The sequence below is a fragment of the Parabacteroides sp. FAFU027 genome, from assembly GCF_022808675.1.
Taxonomy (GTDB): Bacteria; Bacteroidota; Bacteroidia; order Bacteroidales; family UBA7332; genus CAXXIC01.
In genome coordinates, this window is record NZ_JAKZKV010000001.1 from 710,424 (window position 1) to 731,004 (window position 20,581).

Genomic DNA, 20,581 nt, shown 5'->3' on the forward strand with positions numbered 1-20,581 from the left:
TTTTGAAAGTGACTATATTTAGTTTCTTGATTAATGCACGCCGGTCTGCGAAAGTGGGTCGGCGTTATTTTTTGGGAGGTAAGGTAAAACGGATGGGAAGGGTGTATTTTACAGGAACTGCTTTCCCGCCTTGTTTTCCCGGAATCCATTTGGGCATTATTGAAATAAGACGAACTGCTTCAGCATCGAGTCGTGGATTAATGCCCCGCACGACATTAATATCTGAAATTGCACCATCTTTGTTTATCACAAATGTACATATGACCATCCCTTCTACTTTATTCATCTTGTCTAATGGTGGGTAAAATGGTGGATAGATAAGTTTTTTATCAATAAATTGATTCATTGCATCTCGGCCTCCAGGAAACTCGGGCATTTGATCAACTATAATATATGGCCCATTATTGTCATCTGTATTTTCTACACGAGCTAGACCTGCAATTGAATAACAAGCAAAAACGTGTGAGCCATCATTTTCTTCTGAATCATTATCGCTTCGTCTTTCTTTTGCTGAATCTGACTTTTGTTTATCCAACGCTTTTTCTGGATTCTTTCCTGTCTTTACATTACAAGCGGTTACACCCACAATCAACGCACCCACCATCAACTTGGGACGTACAAACATACTCCACCCTCCCGACTTATCAGCCAAATAAGAGAAGAGACGAAACAACAGATGAAAGGTATGGAACTGGATTTTTCTGGACATGGGTTATTTCTTTTTATGGGGTGGTGTAAAACGGATGGGAAGGGTATATTTTACCGGAACTGCTTTGCCTCCTTGCATTCCGGGTTTCCATTTAGGAAAAGTCTTTATAATTCGTACTGCTTCTTCATCAAGTAATGGATCTAGCCCCCTTACAATCTTAATATCTGAAATTACTCCTTCTTTACTTACAAGGAACTCACAGAGGACTGTTCCTTTTATATTTGAATCAAGCAGTTCTTTTGGATAAATAATATGCTCATGAATATAATCCATCATTGCTTCATTTCCTTTTGGAAATTCTGGCATACTTTCAAAGATTAATATTGGCTCTGGAATATCGTTATTATCGGAGATAGTTGAATCTTTTTTATATATAACAGTATCAGATAGAACGACAGAATTCTTTTGAGTCTTGGAGTTTGTCGGTGTTGAAGATTTATACGTCTCCTTTGGAATTGTAAATCGGATAGGTAATGTGAAACGAAGTGGAGAAATATCTTTACTGTCTTTATTCCATTTCCATCTTGGAAAAGATTTAATTACCCTTACAGCCTCTTCATTAAGCAATGGATGGACGCCTTTAATGATTTGTACGTCTGAGATTAAACCACTTTTGTCAACGAAAAAATTGTTGATAACCAACCCTTCTATTTTCTTTTCAATAGCTTCTTTTGGGTATACCATGTTTTTTGAAAGGAACATCATCATACTATCTATTCCACCGGGATATTCAGGCATGTCTACCATATAACAAGTAGGCATAATTTCTTCCTTTATCATTCCCGAATCCGGAACTACAGTCTGTGCCGGAGGTGTTTTTTCATCTTCATAAGGCTTTTGCGCAACCGCTTTTTCCGGTAAAACCAATCCCAACGAAAGAATAATTGAACCCACCATCAGCTTCGGACGTACAAACAGTGCAGCGCCATTCGTGCGGTCGGCAAAATAGGTCAACAGGCGAAAGGTAAAACAGAGGAAATGGTATTTGGATGAAGGTGTCATATAAATTCTATTTTTGAAGAAATCAAAGATAGTTAAATAACGATTAAAGGCTATATATCAGTATCTAAATTGTAGTTATTCTACGACAGCCGGTAGAAAAACTACGAGAGCCAGTAGTAGCTTCACGACAGCTGGTAGAAGAACCACGAGAGGTGGTAGTAGCTTCACGAGAGCCGGTAGAAGAACCACGAGAGCCGGTAGTAGCGTTACGAGAGCCGGTAGAAGCACCACCATTCTCATACAATCTCCACCGCACTCACGCCGTTGCTGCGCTTCTTCACCACGATTTGAGTAGGAATACGTTCTTTGAGGCTGTCCACGTGCGAGATGATGCCGATCATCTTGCCTTGTGACTGAAGGGTTTCGAGGGTGGCAATCACCGTCTCCAGGGTATTGGCATCAAGCGTTCCGAAACCTTCGTCGATAAAGAGCGACCCGATGCGGACATTGCGGCTGGCGATGTCGGAAAGGCCGAGCGCCAATGCCAGGCTGATGAGGAACTTCTCACCCCCGCTGGAGGTCTCCACGTAACGCATTTCGTCGGTCTGGTCGTGGTCGATGAGGACAAATTGCAGCTCCTCACCCGCTTTATATTTGTCGCCCATATAGAGCGAATAGCGGTTGTTGAGTTTGGATAAATGGTGGTTAGCCAATCGAATGAGGTGCTTCAGGGTCAACCGCTGGATGTAGGTGTTGAACGAATCCTTTGAACCGCCCAACCGAGAGTAGAGGCTTTCCCATTTCCTGACTACCTTTTCTTGTGCATTGATTTTCTCCACTACCTCCTGATTTCGTAGCTGAATCTCACCGTCCTTGCGGAAACGCTCTGTGATTTCGCCCAACTGCTTTTGCATCGCACCGCGATCAGCTTCGCACTGCTGTTTTTGTGCCAATGCCTCTTCGGCAGACTGTTCGAAGTTTTTATTTTGCAAGTGAGAATCCGACTCCGACTGTCGCTGCTTTTCGAGGGTAATGAGTTCCAATGCGGTATCGTCAAGCTGCTTTTTAAGCACATCAAGTTGTCGCTTCCGCTCATCGGAGAGCAAGGCCTCCTCCACCGCTGCCCGGGTGAGAAACGGCGTATCGGAGAGCTGTGCAGCCAGTTGCTGCTGCAAGGTATCGTAATTCTCTTTTTGTGTCAATGAATCCTTCGAAAGCGTCTCCAGTTCGGTGCGGGTAGCAAGCAGTTTTTCCTGAATCACACTCCGTTGGTCAGTGGCCGACTTCAACTGTTGCTGCGCCAATTGCACTTGTCGGGTCAACTCCTCCCGCTGCTTTTCCACCGACAGTTCTTTCGGTAAAATGGAGATCCGCTGCTGCTCCTTTTCGGTAAATTGAACTGTCAACTCATCGTATTGCTTTTGCAATTGTTGCAGGGCGGTCTCTTTTTCGGCAGCCAGTTCACCCTGTGATTTCAGTTCGGCAGCCAGTGTATGGATGTCCGTCAAAAGCTTATTTTGCAACGTGGACTGTTCCTTATATTGACTAATGCGTTTTTGCAGACTGGCAATAAACGACTCGGTCTCTTCCACCTGCGGCAATGCGAATCCGTATTTGTCAATACTTTCCGTCAATTGATTGACCACGATTGCCAACTCCGACTGCAATCGCTCCGCCTCTTTCTGGTCAGTTTCCAGTTGTTGCTTCAACGCCGATTGCTTTCCCCGAAGCTCCGTCCCGTTATTGGTGATATCGGCAAATTCATTGGAGAGTGTCTGAATGTCGGACTGTAACTTTTCCCGCTCCTTCTGTAGCTGTTGCGCTCCGGCAATCTGCCCCTCCAGGGTCTGCAATGCCTGATTAGCCTCAACCAATCCGGCAGCCAGAGTTTCTTTATCGGTGATTGCAAAGGAAACATTTCCGGCCTGAAAATCGGCTTCCAATTGCGCCTGTTGTGCGGCCAGTTGTGCTGATTGCGTTGTGCCTGACTCGATACGAGCCTGCACGGCTGCGACATTTGCCGAAATGGCATTCAGTTCGTTTTGCCGCTTTTCGACCAAAGCTTTTTCCTCCGCGACTTGCTTCTGCGTGGCAGTTAGCTCCAACCCGGCGTACTGCTTCACATAAGGGTGAACGGTGGAACCACAAAGGGCGCAAGGCTCTCCTTCCACCAGCTTTTTCCGTTCCTCTTCGTAGCTTTTGATGCGTGATTCTAGCTCCAGAATCTGCTCCGACTTCTGCATCAATGCTTTGGCATTTCCCAACGCCTCTTGCTGTCTCTTTTGTTGCGATTGAAGCGTTTTCTGATTTTCCATTTGCACCTTCAATCCTTCATCCAGCTCTTTTTTCTGCTGAGATAAACTCAGAAAAGAAGCCGATATCTGCTGCAAACGGCCAAACAAGGCCTGCTTAGCCACCCATTCATCCTTCTGCTTCAGGTATTGTTCCAACGGATGCTTTTCGAGCGTTTCGGCCAGCGACTTTTCCTTCGTTTGCGATTCTGCTAATTGCGTCTTCCTGGTCGAATATTCTGCCAGAAGTTTCGCGATTTGCTCATCGACCGATTGCAGCAGCTTGCCGTTTTCCTCCAGACGGGAAACGGTTTTCACCTGTTGCATGGCCAGTTGTGAACGGATGCTGAAGTGCTTCACCCATTCTGCCAGCGAAGTTTCGATTTCGGGTAAATCCTTTTCTGATTGCAAAAAAGCCTCTACCTCTTTCAGTTGAGCCTGATATTGGGTAAATACCGACTGTTTGGTGGAAATATTCTTCTGCAAGAGGTCTAATGCTTGAGCGTCCGCCTTCTTCGCATCACCGGTTCGGGTGATTTGCTCCCCGATGCTACGAAGTTCAGTATCGAGTTGCGTCACTTTATCCAGTTGCGGTTGCCAGTTGCGGAAATGCTCTTCGGCGGTCTGATGGGCCGATTGCTTTTGCTGCAATTCTCCGTCAGCATTCTTCAACTGCACGGATTGTTCCTCCTGTTGCTGCAAAAGTTGTCTGTTCCGCTCCTGCTTCCGTTGCAACTCGGTTTCGGTGCGTTGCAGTTCTGTAATCAACGGTTTGAAAGGTTCCGCCTTTTGATGGGTTTCAAGGGCCAGCAATTCCGGCTGTAGCTGTTCACTTCGGGTAGTGAGTTCCACCTGGCGGGCGGCAAGTTGTTGCTTCCGGGCCGTTAATTTTTCCTCCGCTTCGTACCAGGCGACCATCCGGTTGGCTTCTTGCCATAAAGTATCCGACGCTTTTACTTCGTCATTTAGAAGGACCTGACGACTCGTCAATTCTGTTCGTTGCTCCTCTGTCAGCAGGTCTGCATTATTGATTTTGGATTTGATGGCATCGAGGGAGCTGCTTTCCGCGTTGATACGGCTGCGTACCGCCTCCCCGATTTTCTTATAAATCTCCTGTCCGGTGATTTGCTCCAGCAAAGCCCCTTTTTCCGATTGTTTGGCTGACAGGAAAGCGGCAAACTCGCCCTGTGCCAGCATCACCGAGCGGAGAAACTGCTTGTAGTTGAGCTGGGTAATCTCTTCGATTTTCTGCTCCTTCTCGCTCTTCTTCTCGGCGATGATGGTTCCGTCTGTCAGGTTCTTGAGCTGGACGGTTTCAATCGGCTTCGTGAGGCGGACACCCCCCTTGCGGGTCAGTCGAATGGACCAAAACGCTTCGTATTTCGCATCGTTGGTCTCGAATGTTACCCGTGTAAAGGCGTCTTCTGCTCCGCGGCTCACCACATCTACTAATCCGGTCGCAGCCTGCGACTGGTTGAATCGCGGCACATCGTGATAGAGTGCGATGGTAATGGCATCGAGTATGGTGGTCTTTCCCGCACCCGTCGGTCCGGTAATCCCGAAGAGGCCGACACCGCGGAATTTTTCGCCCTCGAAGTCAATCTCCACGGGGGATGCTGACTTCAGCGAATTGATATTTTGTAATTCTATGCGAATGATTTTCATTGGAATTGTTTCTTTTACAAACCTAACAGGTTTTCAAAACCTGTTAGGTTTTGGGTTATTCTGACGCGATTCATCGCATCCGAAAACAAATACAAACACCTCACTGCCCCTGTACCAATTGCAATATCTCGTGAAAGGCATCCACGATTTCGGGGTTTTGTTCCAAATCGAAATCTTCCTCTTTACATTTCAGACGGAAAACTTCCACCGGATCCAGGTCATTGATATCCAGTTCCTGTTCGGCATATTGCCCTGCCCCATTGACCTCTTTCGTCTGGCTATAAGTTACCCGAAGCACCTCAACATTCAGCGGTTCAGCCACTTTGTTGATTTCAGTATAACTGAGAATTGCATCAGGTTTTCTTTCCAATATCACCTCTACCCAGGGAGTGAGGGCATGCTCTTGCTGTGCGATCAGTTGCAATTTCGCCACGCATTCGTCATACGTTCCCCGGATGCGGTTGATGTGACGAAAAGCCGGAACCACAACGGGACTAATCTCTTTTATCTGAGCATCTTTTGTCTCGATAAGCAATACCTGTTTTTCCTGATTCACCTCGCTAAAGCTCAACGTCAGTGGCGAACCCGAATAGCGGATATGCTCCTTCCCTCCTACCTTTTGTGCTCGGTGCAAATGTCCCAACGCCATGTAGTCGAAGGTTTCGGGAAAATCCTCTGCTCCGATATCGCCCAGATTACCAACATAGATGCTCTGCTCGCTGTCCGATACCTTTCCGCCAATGGCAAAGAGGTGTCCCATCGCGATAGTCAATGCTTTTTCCGGTTTATTCTCCTCGCAGATACGTGCCACGTCGTGGTAATGCCGCATAAGGGCCAGTTTGTAGCGCTCCGTAATCTGATCGAAGCTCTCTCCCGCCACAGCCCGACGAATATCCTGGTCACGCAGGAAAGGAACGGCAGCGACCTGAAGCTTTTCACCGTTGCACTCCACAGTAAACACCTCATCGCACAATTCTTCAGTCGCCTTTCCCACCACTTGTACGGACAGTGCATGCAGCAACTCCTTCGGAGCATCGAGCGTACCCGGAGCATCGTGGTTTCCTCCGGTGATAAACACGGAATGACAATTCGTCTGACGCAGATTCACCAGAAAGTCATAGTAAAGCTTCAGGCTTTGGGCCGAGGGCGCTCCCGTATCGAATACATCCCCCGCCAAAAGCAGCACATCAATCTGATTTTGTAAAATATAGTCTGACAGCCAGTGTAAAAAGAGCGAATGCTCCTCGTATTGGGAGTGTTCATGTAGCCGGTGGCCGAGGTGCCAGTCGGAAGTATGGAGTATTTTCATTATAGGATCAAATGAGGAGAATTTTTTTTGAGAAGAACAAAATTACGGTTTTCGGATGCAACAACAAATTAATTTACCGGAGAAAATGTCTTTACTTTTACCATGAAAAAAGCGGCTTCAGCCTATCGCTGAAACCGCTTCAATGAGTATTTATAACTCCGGATAAAACCGGAACTCTATTCTGTTATAAAAGAATGATTATTTGGTCAACTCAATTCTGACCGCATTCATTCCTTTCTGGCCACGCTCCAGTTCAAACGACACCATATTGCCTTCAGCAATCGTATCGGGAGCATTGTTGATGTGAAAGAAATATTTCTCCGTACTACCCAGGTCCTTGATAAAGCCATACCCTTTAGCTGAGTTATAATGCTCTACGCGACCTTTCAGTATAGGATCTTCTACGTCTTCTTTTTTAGGAGTGGAAACTGCGATGGATTCCAGATCCACTTTGCTTTTTTTGGTGGGATCCGGTGGAGTGTCGGTAATCATACCATTTTCATCCACATAGGCAATCATATCGTCAAACGATTTGCTACCACTGACTTTGCGCTCCTCTTTGCGCTTCTGTTTTTCCAGTTTCTTAGACTGTTTCTTCTTTTCTAACTCTTTCTTATTAAATGAAATCGCCATTTATTTAGTATTTGTTTTTTATTGTTTCTTATCTTATGCTGGAACCGACAGAGTATTCAGCTTCTTACCCGTCAGCTTTTGAATCTCCCTGACCATCGCCTTTTCTTCCGGAGAACAAAACGTAAGAGCCGTTCCGTTATTCCCGGCCCGTCCGGTGCGGCCGATGCGGTGAACATACGTCTCAGCCATATCCGGCAAATCGTAGTTGATTACCAGCTCCAGATTGGCGATATCAATACCGCGGGCAGCAATGTCCGTAGCGATGATTACGCGGGTTTTACCCGACTTGAAGTTGGTAAGGGCTCTCTGACGGGCATTCTGGGCCTTGTTACCGTGAATTGCTTCACAGCCTATTCCTTTTTTATTCAGGATTCGGGCCAGTTTGTCCGCACCGTGTTTAGTACGGGAAAAGACCAGTACCGATTTATCTTTTTGCTGATTCAGCAGCGTAATCAACAAGTCGCTTTTTTGCGGTTTCTCTACAAAATAGAGATGCTGATCCACAGTCTCCGCAGCCGATGATACGGGAGCGACTTCTACCCTTGCCGGATTCTGCAACATCGATTTTGACAGGCTGGCAATGGCATTCGGCATCGTTGCCGAGAAGAAGAGCGTTTGCTTCTGCTTGGGCAACATCGGGAGTATGCGTTTGATATCGTGGATAAATCCCATGTCGAGCATACGGTCGGCCTCGTCGAGGACAAAATGGCAAATATTCGCCAGACTGATGTGCTTCTGGGCTATCAGGTCGAGCAATCGTCCCGGAGTAGCTACCAGGATGTCTGTACCCTGCTTAATCTTATCCACCTGCGGGCGTTGGTTCACCCCGCCGAAAATCACTGTATTGCGCAGATTCGTATATTTGGCATAATCAGTAAAACATTCGTCAATCTGAATCGCCAATTCACGTGTCGGAGTAAGAATCAAAGCCTTAATCTCCCGCTTTCTTTCCGATTTTGACTGGCAAAGCTGTTGGATAATGGGAATGGCAAAAGCTGCTGTTTTCCCCGTACCCGTCTGTGCGATACCTAATAAATCGCGGCCGGCAAGAGCGACCGGGATTGCCTGCCCCTGAATGGGAGTCGGCTTATCGTATTTTTTGTTCGTCAGTGCCTTCAATATCGGCTCTGATATTTGTAATTCTTTAAATGTCATAATTTGTTCAGCTGCATCACTGCGGCCATCTTTTGATAATTAATTGAAATAAAATGCTGGAATGTCGGGATTAAATTGTTCAATCGGGAATCTGTTCCGGAACCAACAGAGGGTAAAAGCACGCAAAAGCCAATGAAGATTCTGATCTCCATTGCATCCTGGCTAATTTGCTGCCAATATACTTTTCCCCAAAGAAAACGATTTAATCATATTCGTAAAAGTGTGTCACGACCATTGTTTTCACACTTTCGCGACCGGGTTATCCAAACAAGGAAGCTGATTTTGAGGTCGATTTTTAACGATGAGAAGTTCCGCCGACAAGGGCGAATCAAAGCATTGCAGAGAATGATTTCAATATTAACTTGATTGTCGAGAGTACAAAGATACGATATTTATCTGAGATTCAGAAACTCTCTGATTTTTAGTGTAAAAACACGATATAATGAGAATCAGCGGTTAAAAACCGCTGCACCCGTAAGGTTCTGCTGAAAATGAAAGTTTATCTATCCCCAACTCATTCTCTTTATTCCGTTCAAATAAAAAAGGTGCTCCATCATTGATAGAACACCTTCTTATTATTTATAGAATCCTTTAAACTGATGCTTAAAAGAATTGAGTTTAAAATCAGCGGATTAACCTACGATTTTTTTCATTGCAGTCATCGCCTGACGAAGTTCAGCACCAACGATTTCGATTGGGTGGAAACGGATCTCTTCGTTTACAGCGATCAAAGCCTGGTTGTCAACGCCGTTACCTTTACCTTCAGCAAAAGCTTTACCGATTACGTTAGTATCGATTTTCTTCATGAAGTCAGTCAACAACGGTTTGCAAGCGTGGTCAAACAAGTAACATCCGTACTCAGCAGTATCAGAGATAACACGGTTCATTTCGTACAATTTTTTACGAGCGATAGTGTTAGCGATCAGCGGAGTTTCGTGCAATGACTCGTAGTATGCAGACTCTTCTTTGATACCTGCTTCAGTCATGGTTTCGAATGCCAATTCTACACCGGCTTTCACCATAGCTACCATCAATACACCGTTATCGAAGTACTCTTGTTCAGAGATTTCTACGTCACCGGCAGGAGTTTTCTCAAAGTTGGTTTCGCCTGTAGCTTTTCTCCAGGTCAACAGGTTGATATCATCGTTAGCCCAGTCTTTCATCATAGTAGATGAGAATTCGCCAGACATGATGTCATCCATGTGTTTCCAGAACAAAGGACGCATGATAGATTTCAATTCTTCAGCCAAACCGAATGCTTTGATTTTAGCAGGGTTTGAAAGACGGTCCATCATGTTGGTGATACCACCGTGTTTCAACGCTTCAGTGATCGTTTCCCATCCGTACTGGATAAGTTTAGATGCGTAACCAGCGTCGATACCTTTTTCGATCATTTTGTCAAAGCAAAGGATAGAACCTGTCTGCAACATACCGCAAAGGATAGTTTGCTCACCCATAAGGTCAGATTTTACCTCAGCAACGAAAGAAGAGTGAAGACATCCCGCACGGTCACCACCGGTAGCTACAGCATACGCTTTTGCATAAGCCCATCCTTTACCCTCAGGGTCGTTTTCAGGGTGAACAGCCAACAATGTAGGTACACCGAATCCGCGAACATACTCAGCACGAACCTCAGAACCCGGACATTTTGGAGCTACCATGATAACGGTAATATCTTTACGGATTTGCTTTCCTTCTTCTACGATGTTGAAACCGTGAGAGTAAGAAAGAGCAGCACCTTGTTGCATCAATGGCATAACTGCATCAATAACTGCAGAGTGTTGTTTATCTGGAGTCAGGTTGATTACGAGGTCAGCAGTTGGGATCAATTGCTCGTAAGTGCCTACAGTGAATCCGTTTTCAGTAGCGTTAACGTAAGAAGCTCTTTTTGCATCAATAGCCTCCTGACGCAATGCGTAAGAGATATCCAGACCAGAATCGCGCATGTTCAAACCCTGGTTCAAACCCTGAGCGCCACAACCTACGATAACGATTTTTTTACCTTTCAGCGCGTTAACGCCGTCAGCGAATTCGCTTTTGTCCATGAATTCGCAAACTCCCAATTGATTCAATTGCTCTCTCAAAGGAAGCGTGTTGAAGTAATTAGCCATGTTGTTTTTTATTATTTAAGTGAATGATAATCTGTATTCTTGACGGTAAAAGCATCACCGTAAGGATTGCAGGAATTTTTCCGGATGCAAAGGAAATCAATATTTATTACATACGCGTGTAAAAAGGCATGTTATTTAGGTACTTTTCATGGATTCGCTCCGAAAGCGCAGCGGGGTCATACCTGTCATTTTCTTGAAAAACTTGGTAAAATAGGACTGGTCCACGAAATTGAGCTGATTGGCAATTTCCGAAACACCGAGGTTTGTATGCACCAAAAGGCGCTTTATTTCAAGCAGTTGTTTTTGCTGTAGAATATCATTGCTGGTTTTACCCGTCAGTTGCTTCACGGTTTGCGTGAGGTGGTTAGGCGTGATGGCCAGCATTGAGGCGTATTCGTTGACCGAATAGTTATTTTGGTAGTTTTCTTCGACCAACTGGAAAAAGCGTTTGACCAGCAAATGGCCTTTTCCTTTGACCAGCATCTGCTCATCCACTTTGTAGAGTGAAGCGGCATACACCAGTATCAGATCCAGCAACGAGCGCAGCAATTCTTCCGAATACTCAGCCTTGCCCACTTCGCTAACCGCCTGTATGAACAGCTTTTCCAGAAATGTAGTCTCCTGCTCGTTTTCCAGATGCAATGGAGGGTTGGTCTGCTGGACGGTAAAGAAGAAGGGAAACTCCAGCAAGCGATTCTGGTTGCTTTGGTTGATGAGGTAAAAATCAGATGTAAATAGGAAAATGTAGCCTTCAATGTCTTTGCTCAGCTCCAGTTTGTGCGCCTGCCCCGGCGACATGAAAAAGATGCAGGGCGGTTGTACCTGGTACTGTTTATCATCGATCACATGTACTCCCGAACCCTTATAGAGATAGAGCACCTCGAAAAAATCATGCCGGTGCGGATATTCCACCGCAAAGTGACGATTGGCATCAAACACCTCTACCTGAAAGGCACGGCTGCCCAACTCGCTCTTGCTGAAGTTGCGCAACGAATAGACGGGAAGTGTTGTGCTGGTTTTCAATTTTCGGGATATATTTTCATGACCACAAAGATAATGAAAAAAATGCGGGGTCATTTTGCAATACTTCGTGGTAAAACCGGTCGTTTCACAGCGAGAACGAGTGCCACGATTTTGCAGGAGATAATTTCCAGGCAAGAATGCCCCTGCAAATTGCAGCGAATAATTTCACGATGAAATTATCTGTCGCGGTTTTGCAGGAACTCAGAACTTCGTGAAATTGGGCGTGTCTCAAAAGGTCAAGCCTAACAGGTTTTTAAAACCTGTTGTTATGACTTGAAGCGGCTAGGTACTGATCGGATGATTCCAAGTCATCTGATCAGTCGTATCCCACCACATCACTTCACGGCAAAGATCCGTGTCACGGCACCATATTTCGCATCATGAGGTTTACCGTCGACACCCACATCTCCATAATGCAGTGTCACCGACACCACCAGAGAATCATTTTCGCTCAGCTTCCCTCCTGCCTGTTCCGCCACACTCAACACAACTTCCTGACCCGGAATGACACCTTTGGCCGGAATCCACTCCGACTCATAGTATGCACTGATACCGTGACACAGCTCATTGACTGGCATCGCTTTTTCCCGCTCTGCATTATACTGCATATCCGAAATGATGGCAAACCGGATTTCATACCGCATCCAGCTCTTTCCGGGGAAGTTATACAGGTGATTCTCACCATGCGTTTCCGGGATGCGTATGCGTGCAGTGAGATGCTCCCGATCCACCACTACCTCCGGCAATTTTTTGACCACGTTATTGAAGCTTTGGTTCTTACCAAAGTCAAAGCCATCCAGCATCTCCCGGTTTTGGGATAAACAAATCCCCCGCACTCCCCGGTCATGATGTTCATCTTTTTTGAGCATCTGCATCATCAGTGCATTCAACTTACCGGAACTGCTGTAGTCCGAGCTATACGTATTAATCTGAAGATTATCCCGAATCACCCTGCCCATCGCGCTACAGGTGGAAAACTCAGTATTGTTCTCACGGATACGGATACAACTATCCGAATTCTTAATCATTTTTTTAGTCGGTCCGCCTTTCCTCCGGACAACAATCTCATCGACACCATGCATTTTATACATGGACAAATCTTCCAGTTTGCCCGTAATATTCAAAAGTCCTTTCAGTTTGGCCATAATATATCGTTTTTTTTTATGTGATTAATTAGTCTGCACCTACCCTGCCCTTCTTATGCAACCGGTGGTATAGGGGATAGCTAAGGCTATGTAAGGAGTATAACAAAGATACAATAATTGGGGACTAAAAAGGGATATCACAGGGATATTACACTATTTATTTCTGTTATATCCCTGTCTTATCCCTGTTATATGGCTGGTTTATCCCTGTTTTATGGAGCCTTTAGGTACGCTTAGGGTAAGAAGTAGGTAGGGAGGAATATTGAATTTGGAATACAATCATATTTTGTATAGTTAGATGCTTTGATATAATAACGATAGCCCATAGGTCTTTGCTGAACAGGAGAGCAAAACCCCTTATGCTAAAATGTGCAAGATGCCGGATAAATGAATCATTCCAAAAGACAATAGCTTATTCCGTTTTTTGTTTATATTTGCTAATCTGAATTTTCTTTCTGAATTAACCAAAATGAAAGTCAGGAAGCAATTAAGCACCAACAAACCGTCAAGGAGTTTGACCAAATCACCCTCGTTCGCGCGAGTTTGCAAGGTAACTTCTGGCGCGGGTTTAGCGAAAGCGTAACCCGTGCCCAAAACAAAGACAGCTTGTAGCTGTCGTAAATTAATGATAAGTAGTGGACTGGTATTATTGAAAAACATAGACGGAGTAAATATTGCAGCTTACCTGACTATACCGCAGCTACAAGCTGCTCGAGTTAGGCTTTACTAAACGCGCTAGAGGGAAATACGGTAGAATTATACTATTCAGAAAGATTAATGGGAAATGGATTGATTGCATTTGTATTTATGCTTGGGTATCCTGAAAGAATAATAATCAACTACCGTAAATAACCTTCTAAACAGATATTACAATCAGACACAAATTGGATAAAACTATGATTCGACTACTATCCCCACTGACACTTTTACTAGGACTTCTTGCTTTTGGTCCTGTAGCATATTCATCTACAAAAATCATTTTTAAATACAGCAAAGGACATAATTCCTGGAACAACCCAGGAATCTACGGAAATAGTGAGCAGATTGAATATACACAAACGAATGATAATAACTTTAGATTAACGCGTTTCTTTAGAGTTGCATGTTCTGCTGGCAAAAACGGCAGGACATTCACAAAAGACACAACCGAGTTTTCCACTAAAAAACATGCTATGCCAAATAAACATTACGTTAAAAACTGGCTTATTCAACTGAACACTCATAAAGAGAACTATAATGACGCATTTGTAAAACCATTATTGACAAAGCCTGATAAAAAAACAATTGCCTATGTGGCAAAATCAATAGATCAGGAACTTTTCTTTGACAAAGACTTCAAAAAAGAACGGAAAACCATAACTAAGAAAATCCAAACCTTTTACAGGCTCGATTCATTTCTGATTCAAACAAAACCCAATATTGAAAACTCGTTTGTAGTTACTGATGTCTGGCATAATCTTAGAATAGAAGTGATTAATAACAATGACTCAACAATATACCAAAGTCAATTTTGGGATCCATTCGGACAACCTATCTCACGATATGAACACTATAAATATAGAAACGAAATAAATATCATCAATCTTGAAGCAAATATCTTTGCACGAGCTTTTCTTCCTAAAGGATCACTTACATTCAAAATACTTGACATCAACAACGTAAAACAAGAATACATCAAATGGTGCTTAAAAAAATATTTTTAGAGTCATAATCTTCCCTCGTTCGCGCGAGTTTACAGGGTAACTTCTGGCGCGGGTTTAGCGAAAGCGTAACCCGTGCCCAAAACAAAGACAGCTTGTAGCTGTCGTAAATTAATTATAAGTAGTGGACTGGTATTATTGAAAAACATAGACGGAGTAAATATTGCAGCTTACCTGACAATACCGCAGCTACAAGCTGCTCGAATTTCCAGCACGAGGTAGGCTGCGCTAAACCTCGCTAGAGGGGGATTAACCTGGATACTCAAATACCATAAATCAACTATTGGCAACACACATAAAAACAAACACAATCAAACACTTATGACTGAAACTAAATTATCTATTTCTGATTCTATGAAATCGGGCTTCCAACTATGGAAAAAGCACCTTCAAAAAATAATGGTTGTTGGGCTGATTGTTTATTTTCCTACTCAAATTTGTATTGAATTAATATCAGTCCTTTTCGAGAAGGTATTCTCCATTGAAGAAAACTTAAATAACCTAAGTCTGATAAACAATACGTACGATATGATAAGGTATTTAATCGGCTCTGTTGCTTTGCTCGGTATTTTAAATTTTATCACAAACAGACTGGAAAAAGAAGATGACGAAGAACAAAGTATTAAAGACATTATATTACATGGGCTAAGAAAATGGCCAACTTTTATAGGTGTCGGATTTATTGCTGGAATAAAAATCTTAAGTTATGCTCTTTTATTAATCGTTCCTGGAATATATAAATCTGTTCGTTTATCATTTATTGATTGTGAAGTTGCAACAAACGATGACAAAACGATTGATTCATGTGATGCTAGTGAAAAATTGGTAGATAATCATTGGTGGAGAGTATTTGGCTTCTCATCCTTAATGTTTTTGCTTCAAGTATTATTGGAGCTTCTGTTTGTAATACCATTATTTTTGAATTCAGAATCCAATATTATGTCCTTGCTTCTTGGTGTAACAACCAAGTTATTAGAAACCTATTTCATTGTTGTTAGAGCAAACTATTATTTCAGACTAAAAAGACAAAAAGATCACGATAATATCACGACTGAAATCAAGGATGATTTTAATGAAACGCAACAAGGAACAGCTATGACGACTATATAAAGAAAAAAACGACAGCCTGCCCTCGTTCGCGCGAGTTTGAATTGTAACTTTTGGTGCAAGACGAATAAACGAAGAAAAACGAATGACCGCGAACTCATTTCAACTGACCTTTTATAACCTTAGAAATAACCAATCTAATCACTATGAGAACCAGAACATTAAGAAACAAATCAAACCACCGCAATGCATCAAACAGGAATGCATTTCTTGCATTTATTTTGTGTGCTGCATCAATTATGATTTCATTGCGAACGAATGCACAAGACAGCACATTGAAAGTCCATTACACTTTCGAAAAAGGAACCTACGCAGATAGTGTTACAGACAATTCCGGGAATGGATGCAATGGTGCATTGAAAAATGGTGCAACAGTAAGGAAAATAGGCCGTTTCAATATTCTGGATTTGGGGTCGGCAAACGGATACCTTGATATGGGGAAGAAGACGGGGACTATCATCAAATCCTTAAGTGATTTCTCTATTGCTCTAAATGTGTATGTGGATCAGGCTACGGATCTTAGTGCTTATGGTAATTTTATCTGGACATTTGCCAAATCCGATGATATGGCAAATACAGCTAATGGAAATATGTTTTTCTCTGCCAAAGAGACACGCTATGCCATTTCTCCAAACAATTGGTTAAGTGAAACAACGCTCACTTTATATAGTCCTTTGACTCAGGGAGCTTGGCAACATATCGCTTATACTCAATCAGGAAATACCGGAACGATCTATATCAATGGAATAGCATATTTATCAGGAACCATCCAGACTAAACCTTCAACTTTGGGGGCCACCACAAGCAACTATTTAGGAAAATCCTGTTATGCAAGTGATGTGTATCTGCAGAAATCCATGCTGAATGACTTCCAACTTTATAGCCGGGCACTTACCGCTAAAGAAGTTGTCAGTTTGGCTTCCCAAAAAGCAGGATTAGACAGCGCCCTGGTGATTCAACAAATTGAGGATGCAAAATCCAACTTAATATTGAGCGGATTAGATTCTGTCAAATCTAATCTAACCTTACCCACCTCAGGACAAAGCGGTGTGGTCATAACCTGGAGTTCGGACAATGTGAATGTCATTTCAAAAACAGGAGTAGTTACCCGTCCTGCATCGGGAGCATCAATTGCAACAGTAAAACTGACGGCAACACTTTCAAAAAACGGATTTACTGCAACAAAAGAATTTATTGCATATGTCATTCCTTTCCTGTCCGATCGTTTAAGTGTAAAACAAGATTCTGCTAATCTGATCCTCTATGGAACCCTGAATGCTCTTAAACAAAACCTGATCCTTCCGGTGAAAGGTTTTGAGGGGTCAACCATCACATGGAGCTCCAACAAACCCGACACCTTATCAAATACGGGCTCTATTCTGAATTATTCTGCTAAAAATACCGGAAAGACTAAAGTAATACTGACCGCTACCCTATCGAAAGGAAGTGAATCAATCACCAAAACCTTCGAAGTATATATTGTCGAAGCAGATACTTACGCCGGGTATCTGTTTGTCTATTTTACAAATGGCTCAGAAGCCATCCATTTTGCCCTGAGCGATGATGGATATAATTATAAGGCATTAAACAAAAACAATCCTGTGCTTAGTTCGTCTGCCATCAGTTCGTCGGGAGGAGTGCGCGATCCACACATTTTTCGAGGAGAAGACGGCAACTATTATATGGTAGCCACAGATATGGTCTCGGCATTGGGATGGGATTCAAACCGGGCTATGGTACTTCTGAAGTCATCCAATCTAACCGATTGGAAATCAAGCGTGGTTAATATCCCGAACACTTACCCTGAGTATAGTTCAGCCACTCAGGTTTGGGCTCCTCAAACGATCTATGATCCGACTGTAGGAAAATACATGATCTATTATGCTATGCGTCTTGGGACCAACACTCAAAAAATATATTACGCGTATGCCAACTCTGACTTTACCAAATTAGAAGCAAGTCCTAAGGTATTGTACGAAAAACCCAACACCGGAATTATTGACCCGGACATCATCCTCAAAGACGGAATCTATCATTTGTTTTTCAAAAATGAAATTAATGCATCGGGGCTGCAAAAGGCAATATCAAGCAACCTGACCGGAGGATATGCGATTGATAATAACGCTAATTTGGTTCAGGGTTTTGAAGGATCGTGTGTATTTAAACAATTCGATTCCAATACCTATATCATGATGATAAATGGTTATGTCACCTCAACCAGTACTGATTTGGAGAATTTTTACGCTATTACCAAAACAGCATCCTATGATTTTTACCCTGTTCATGGAACGGTCATGCCGATTACAGTTGCAGAAAAACAAGCATTGAATGCTAAATGGGGAACTACCGGCATAGAATCAATCTCTGAAAAGAATGTTTTGGCTGTCTATCCCAATCCGGTAAAGGACATTCTTCACCTATCTATCAATGAAAACAACACGGAAATCACAGCAACAATTTACAATTTAACCGGAAAGGAACTGATTTCTAAAACAATCCAGGCCAATAAGGCACAAATTGACGTGTCCGGGTTGCCTTCCGGTATATATGTGATTTGTTGCAAAACGAAAGACAGAGTTTTGGGCTTTTCAAAGTTTATTGTATTGTAAACGCCTCTCTGGCGTGAGTTGTAATGATGCACGTATCCCAGAGGTCTTAATTGAACGCAAAGAAAGACATCATTGAATATAAACACTTTGCACCTTAGTAACTTTGTGTTTAGTTTGACTTTTGGGATATCCCTCAGTAGTTGAGCGAAGCGTCTCGCTTCGTTCAAACTAAAAGCAAAGCTCCCGCTTTGCCAATAATCGGGAAGCAGGAGTTATATATTTTGATAAGACCAGAGGCTTTGTCCATTTAAGGTAAAGCTGGAGGCTTTGATTTTATAACGACGAAGCCAGAGGCTGTCGCCGAACGGCCTACTACGGTGTTGTTATTGTTGATTGGGTTATTTACAGACTGCGGGCAACCTGAGAAATATGGCCTTTAACGACTTAGCTGATTATTGTGATGTAGAACTTTATGATGGTTGGGATGTAGAGAAATTGACTTAAGCTCACATTGATCGTATAATAGAGGTATAAAAAAAGAAAGAAAAACTTGAAGACAAATATTCCCCTCATAAAAAAATATCTCAGTGGTAAACCCTGGCAATATAGGCTAAAACTAGCAGACAGAGATATTTCGTCAAATTGGAGTAAATGGATATTAAACCCATCAGGTGAATATATTGAAACTGAAAACAGTGAGCCTGTCTTGATTTCAGAAATTGAGTGGATTGAAATAAATCCCATTGAAAATAAAAAGATTGGCAGATTAGTCCCGGATAAAACAATCAACCATTCCTCTGAAATTTGTCAAATGTTGGACAACTTGAACATAGAATATTGCGTTGATAATGGAATAGTAAAAATACCTACAAACAGGCTTCAATTTACGATTGAGAGTTAGGTACTAAACCGGTGGATTTGCCACTATGGATTGTAAGCAAAAGTTTAAGCATGCACCTCGCTTCGATCAAGCTAAAAGGAAAGCACCAGTTTTGTCAATATTTGAAGTTGCAGAAACTTTTCAGTTCATAGATAACCTGGCTACATTTACGTAAACATCAAATACAGCAGAATTATGGTACCAACAATCCAAAAAGAAAAAGCTGAAATGTTCCTCAAATTTCATCTTGACGAAGAAATTTTGGTTCTGTTAAACTCATGGGACGCCGGAAGTTCAAAGTTAATAGAAGCTTGTGGCTACAAGGCAATCGCTACAACCAGTATGGGAATAGCCGCTTCATTAGGTTACCCCGACTGCCAGATCATACAATTATCGGAAATGCTTCAGGTTATAACGGGAATCGTAAATGCGGTACAGGTTCCGGTATCAGTAGATATTGAAGCCGGATACGGAAATAATCTGGATGAGATCATTGAGTCGGTTAAGAAAATCATTGCCACCGGTATAGTAGGGATAAACATCGAAGACAGCATCGAGTTAAGTCCTGTCCTAGTGGACGAAATGGAATTTTGTGAGCGGATATCGGCCATTCGCGCATTATCGGATTCACTGGGCTTTCATTTAGTAATCAATGCAAGAACTGACTCTTTTTATACTTCGTCAGGTTCGACACAGGAAAAACTGGCAGAATCCATAAGGCGTGGTAATAAATACCGGGAAGCAGGTGCCGACTGCATATTTGTACAGCCAGTATGGGAAAAAGAAATAATCCGAACACTGGTTAAGGAAATCAATGCGCCAATCAATATTCTATCAAACCCGACAATCGGGGCTGAGTTACCGCCTTCTGTACGTGAACTTCAGGATTTGGGTGTTGCCCGTTTAAGCATGGGGTCTGGTTTGATGAAAGCGACTTTGGCTTTAATCAAAAAAGTGGCTGACGAACTCTCCGAAAAAGGAACATACACCATTTTATCAGATACAATGACACCACGTACCGAAGCTGCATTAGCCTATAAAATGGCAATTGGGTTAAACAAGTAATGAACATTGACCTCCAGCTAAAGCTGGAGGCAATTCAAAGGTCCGGAGGATTTTAACACTGACAGCGTCATTGTAAATAAAAATCCAACAGATATGGAGTTTTAGGATGAGTCTCCCCCCTTGCCTGTTTTCTTCCAATCAATACCCGCCTTATAACTCAGTGCTGAGTACCAGACAGAGAATATATCATTCGAAATAAAGGGGATGGGTCTGGCGTTTTTGCTTCTTACTTCATACAACCGAAGAATCGATATTGAATTTTGAAAGCATCTATAACAAGAAATATTACAACATCCC

15 protein-coding genes are annotated in these 20,581 nt (G+C 42.9%); 5 read left to right on the forward strand and 10 right to left on the reverse strand.

Annotated features, from left to right (window positions below):
• Positions 1–64: 64 nt before the first annotated feature.
• The 10 genes from MLE17_RS03095 to MLE17_RS03140 all read right to left on the reverse strand — a co-directional run bounded on the left by MLE17_RS03095 (position 65) and on the right by MLE17_RS03140 (position 12,983).
• A complete protein-coding gene (locus tag MLE17_RS03095; RefSeq protein ID WP_243346950.1) occupies positions 65–709 on the reverse strand; it encodes an energy transducer TonB in 645 nt (214 codons plus the stop codon).
• A 3-nt stretch (positions 710–712) separates the two neighbouring features.
• Positions 713–1,711 carry an energy transducer TonB gene (locus MLE17_RS03100; protein ID WP_243346952.1) on the reverse strand — a complete coding sequence of 333 codons (999 nt, stop codon included), beginning with the start codon at positions 1,709–1,711 and terminating at the stop codon, positions 713–715.
• A 64-nt stretch (positions 1,712–1,775) separates the two neighbouring features.
• A complete protein-coding gene (locus MLE17_RS03105) occupies positions 1,776–1,967 on the reverse strand; it encodes a hypothetical protein (RefSeq protein ID WP_243346953.1) in 192 nt (63 codons plus the stop codon).
• Positions 1,948–5,607: an AAA family ATPase gene (locus MLE17_RS03110; protein ID WP_243346954.1), complete on the reverse strand. Its 3,660-nt coding sequence runs from the start codon at positions 5,605–5,607 to the stop codon at positions 1,948–1,950. The genes MLE17_RS03105 and MLE17_RS03110 overlap by 20 nt, the downstream gene beginning before the upstream one ends.
• A gap of 100 nt (positions 5,608–5,707) precedes the next feature.
• A complete protein-coding gene (locus tag MLE17_RS03115; RefSeq protein ID WP_243346957.1) occupies positions 5,708–6,916 on the reverse strand; it encodes an exonuclease SbcCD subunit D C-terminal domain-containing protein in 1,209 nt (402 codons plus the stop codon).
• A 198-nt stretch (positions 6,917–7,114) separates the two neighbouring features.
• Entirely contained in the window at positions 7,115–7,549 is a 435-nt protein-coding gene (locus MLE17_RS03120; protein ID WP_243346962.1) for a cold-shock protein, read from the reverse strand.
• Between the two features lie 33 nt (positions 7,550–7,582).
• The gene (locus tag MLE17_RS03125) at positions 7,583–8,704 is read right to left on the reverse strand and encodes a DEAD/DEAH box helicase (RefSeq protein ID WP_243346963.1); all 1,122 of its coding nucleotides are present in this window, start codon (positions 8,702–8,704) and stop codon (positions 7,583–7,585) included.
• A gap of 632 nt (positions 8,705–9,336) precedes the next feature.
• Positions 9,337–10,815, reverse strand: coding sequence for a ketol-acid reductoisomerase (ilvC, locus tag MLE17_RS03130; RefSeq protein WP_243346964.1), 1,479 nt, complete (start codon positions 10,813–10,815; stop codon positions 9,337–9,339).
• Positions 10,816–10,950: 135 nt separating this feature from the next.
• Positions 10,951–11,838: an AraC family transcriptional regulator gene (locus MLE17_RS03135; protein WP_243346966.1), complete on the reverse strand. Its 888-nt coding sequence runs from the start codon at positions 11,836–11,838 to the stop codon at positions 10,951–10,953.
• Between the two features lie 335 nt (positions 11,839–12,173).
• Complete coding sequence (locus MLE17_RS03140) at positions 12,174–12,983, reverse strand: hypothetical protein (protein ID WP_243346967.1); 810 nt, start codon at positions 12,981–12,983, stop codon at positions 12,174–12,176.
• A gap of 896 nt (positions 12,984–13,879) precedes the next feature.
• Between MLE17_RS03140 and MLE17_RS03145 the strand changes: the two genes are divergently transcribed.
• The 5 genes from MLE17_RS03145 to MLE17_RS03165 all read left to right on the forward strand — a co-directional run bounded on the left by MLE17_RS03145 (position 13,880) and on the right by MLE17_RS03165 (position 20,284).
• A complete protein-coding gene (locus tag MLE17_RS03145; protein WP_243346968.1) occupies positions 13,880–14,686 on the forward strand; it encodes a hypothetical protein in 807 nt (268 codons plus the stop codon).
• Positions 14,687–15,004: 318 nt separating this feature from the next.
• Positions 15,005–15,793, forward strand: a complete 789-nt coding sequence (locus MLE17_RS03150) for a hypothetical protein (RefSeq protein WP_243346970.1) — start codon at positions 15,005–15,007, stop codon at positions 15,791–15,793.
• A gap of 143 nt (positions 15,794–15,936) precedes the next feature.
• Positions 15,937–18,399 (forward strand): immunoglobulin-like domain-containing protein, encoded by a 2,463-nt coding sequence (locus MLE17_RS03155; protein ID WP_243346978.1) that lies wholly within the window; start codon positions 15,937–15,939, stop codon positions 18,397–18,399.
• 490 nt (positions 18,400–18,889) lie between these two features.
• Positions 18,890–19,240 (forward strand): DUF6678 family protein, encoded by a 351-nt coding sequence (locus tag MLE17_RS03160; protein ID WP_243346979.1) that lies wholly within the window; start codon positions 18,890–18,892, stop codon positions 19,238–19,240.
• A gap of 174 nt (positions 19,241–19,414) precedes the next feature.
• Positions 19,415–20,284 (forward strand): isocitrate lyase/phosphoenolpyruvate mutase family protein, encoded by an 870-nt coding sequence (locus tag MLE17_RS03165; RefSeq protein WP_243346982.1) that lies wholly within the window; start codon positions 19,415–19,417, stop codon positions 20,282–20,284.
• The last annotated feature ends 297 nt before the right edge of the window (positions 20,285–20,581 follow it).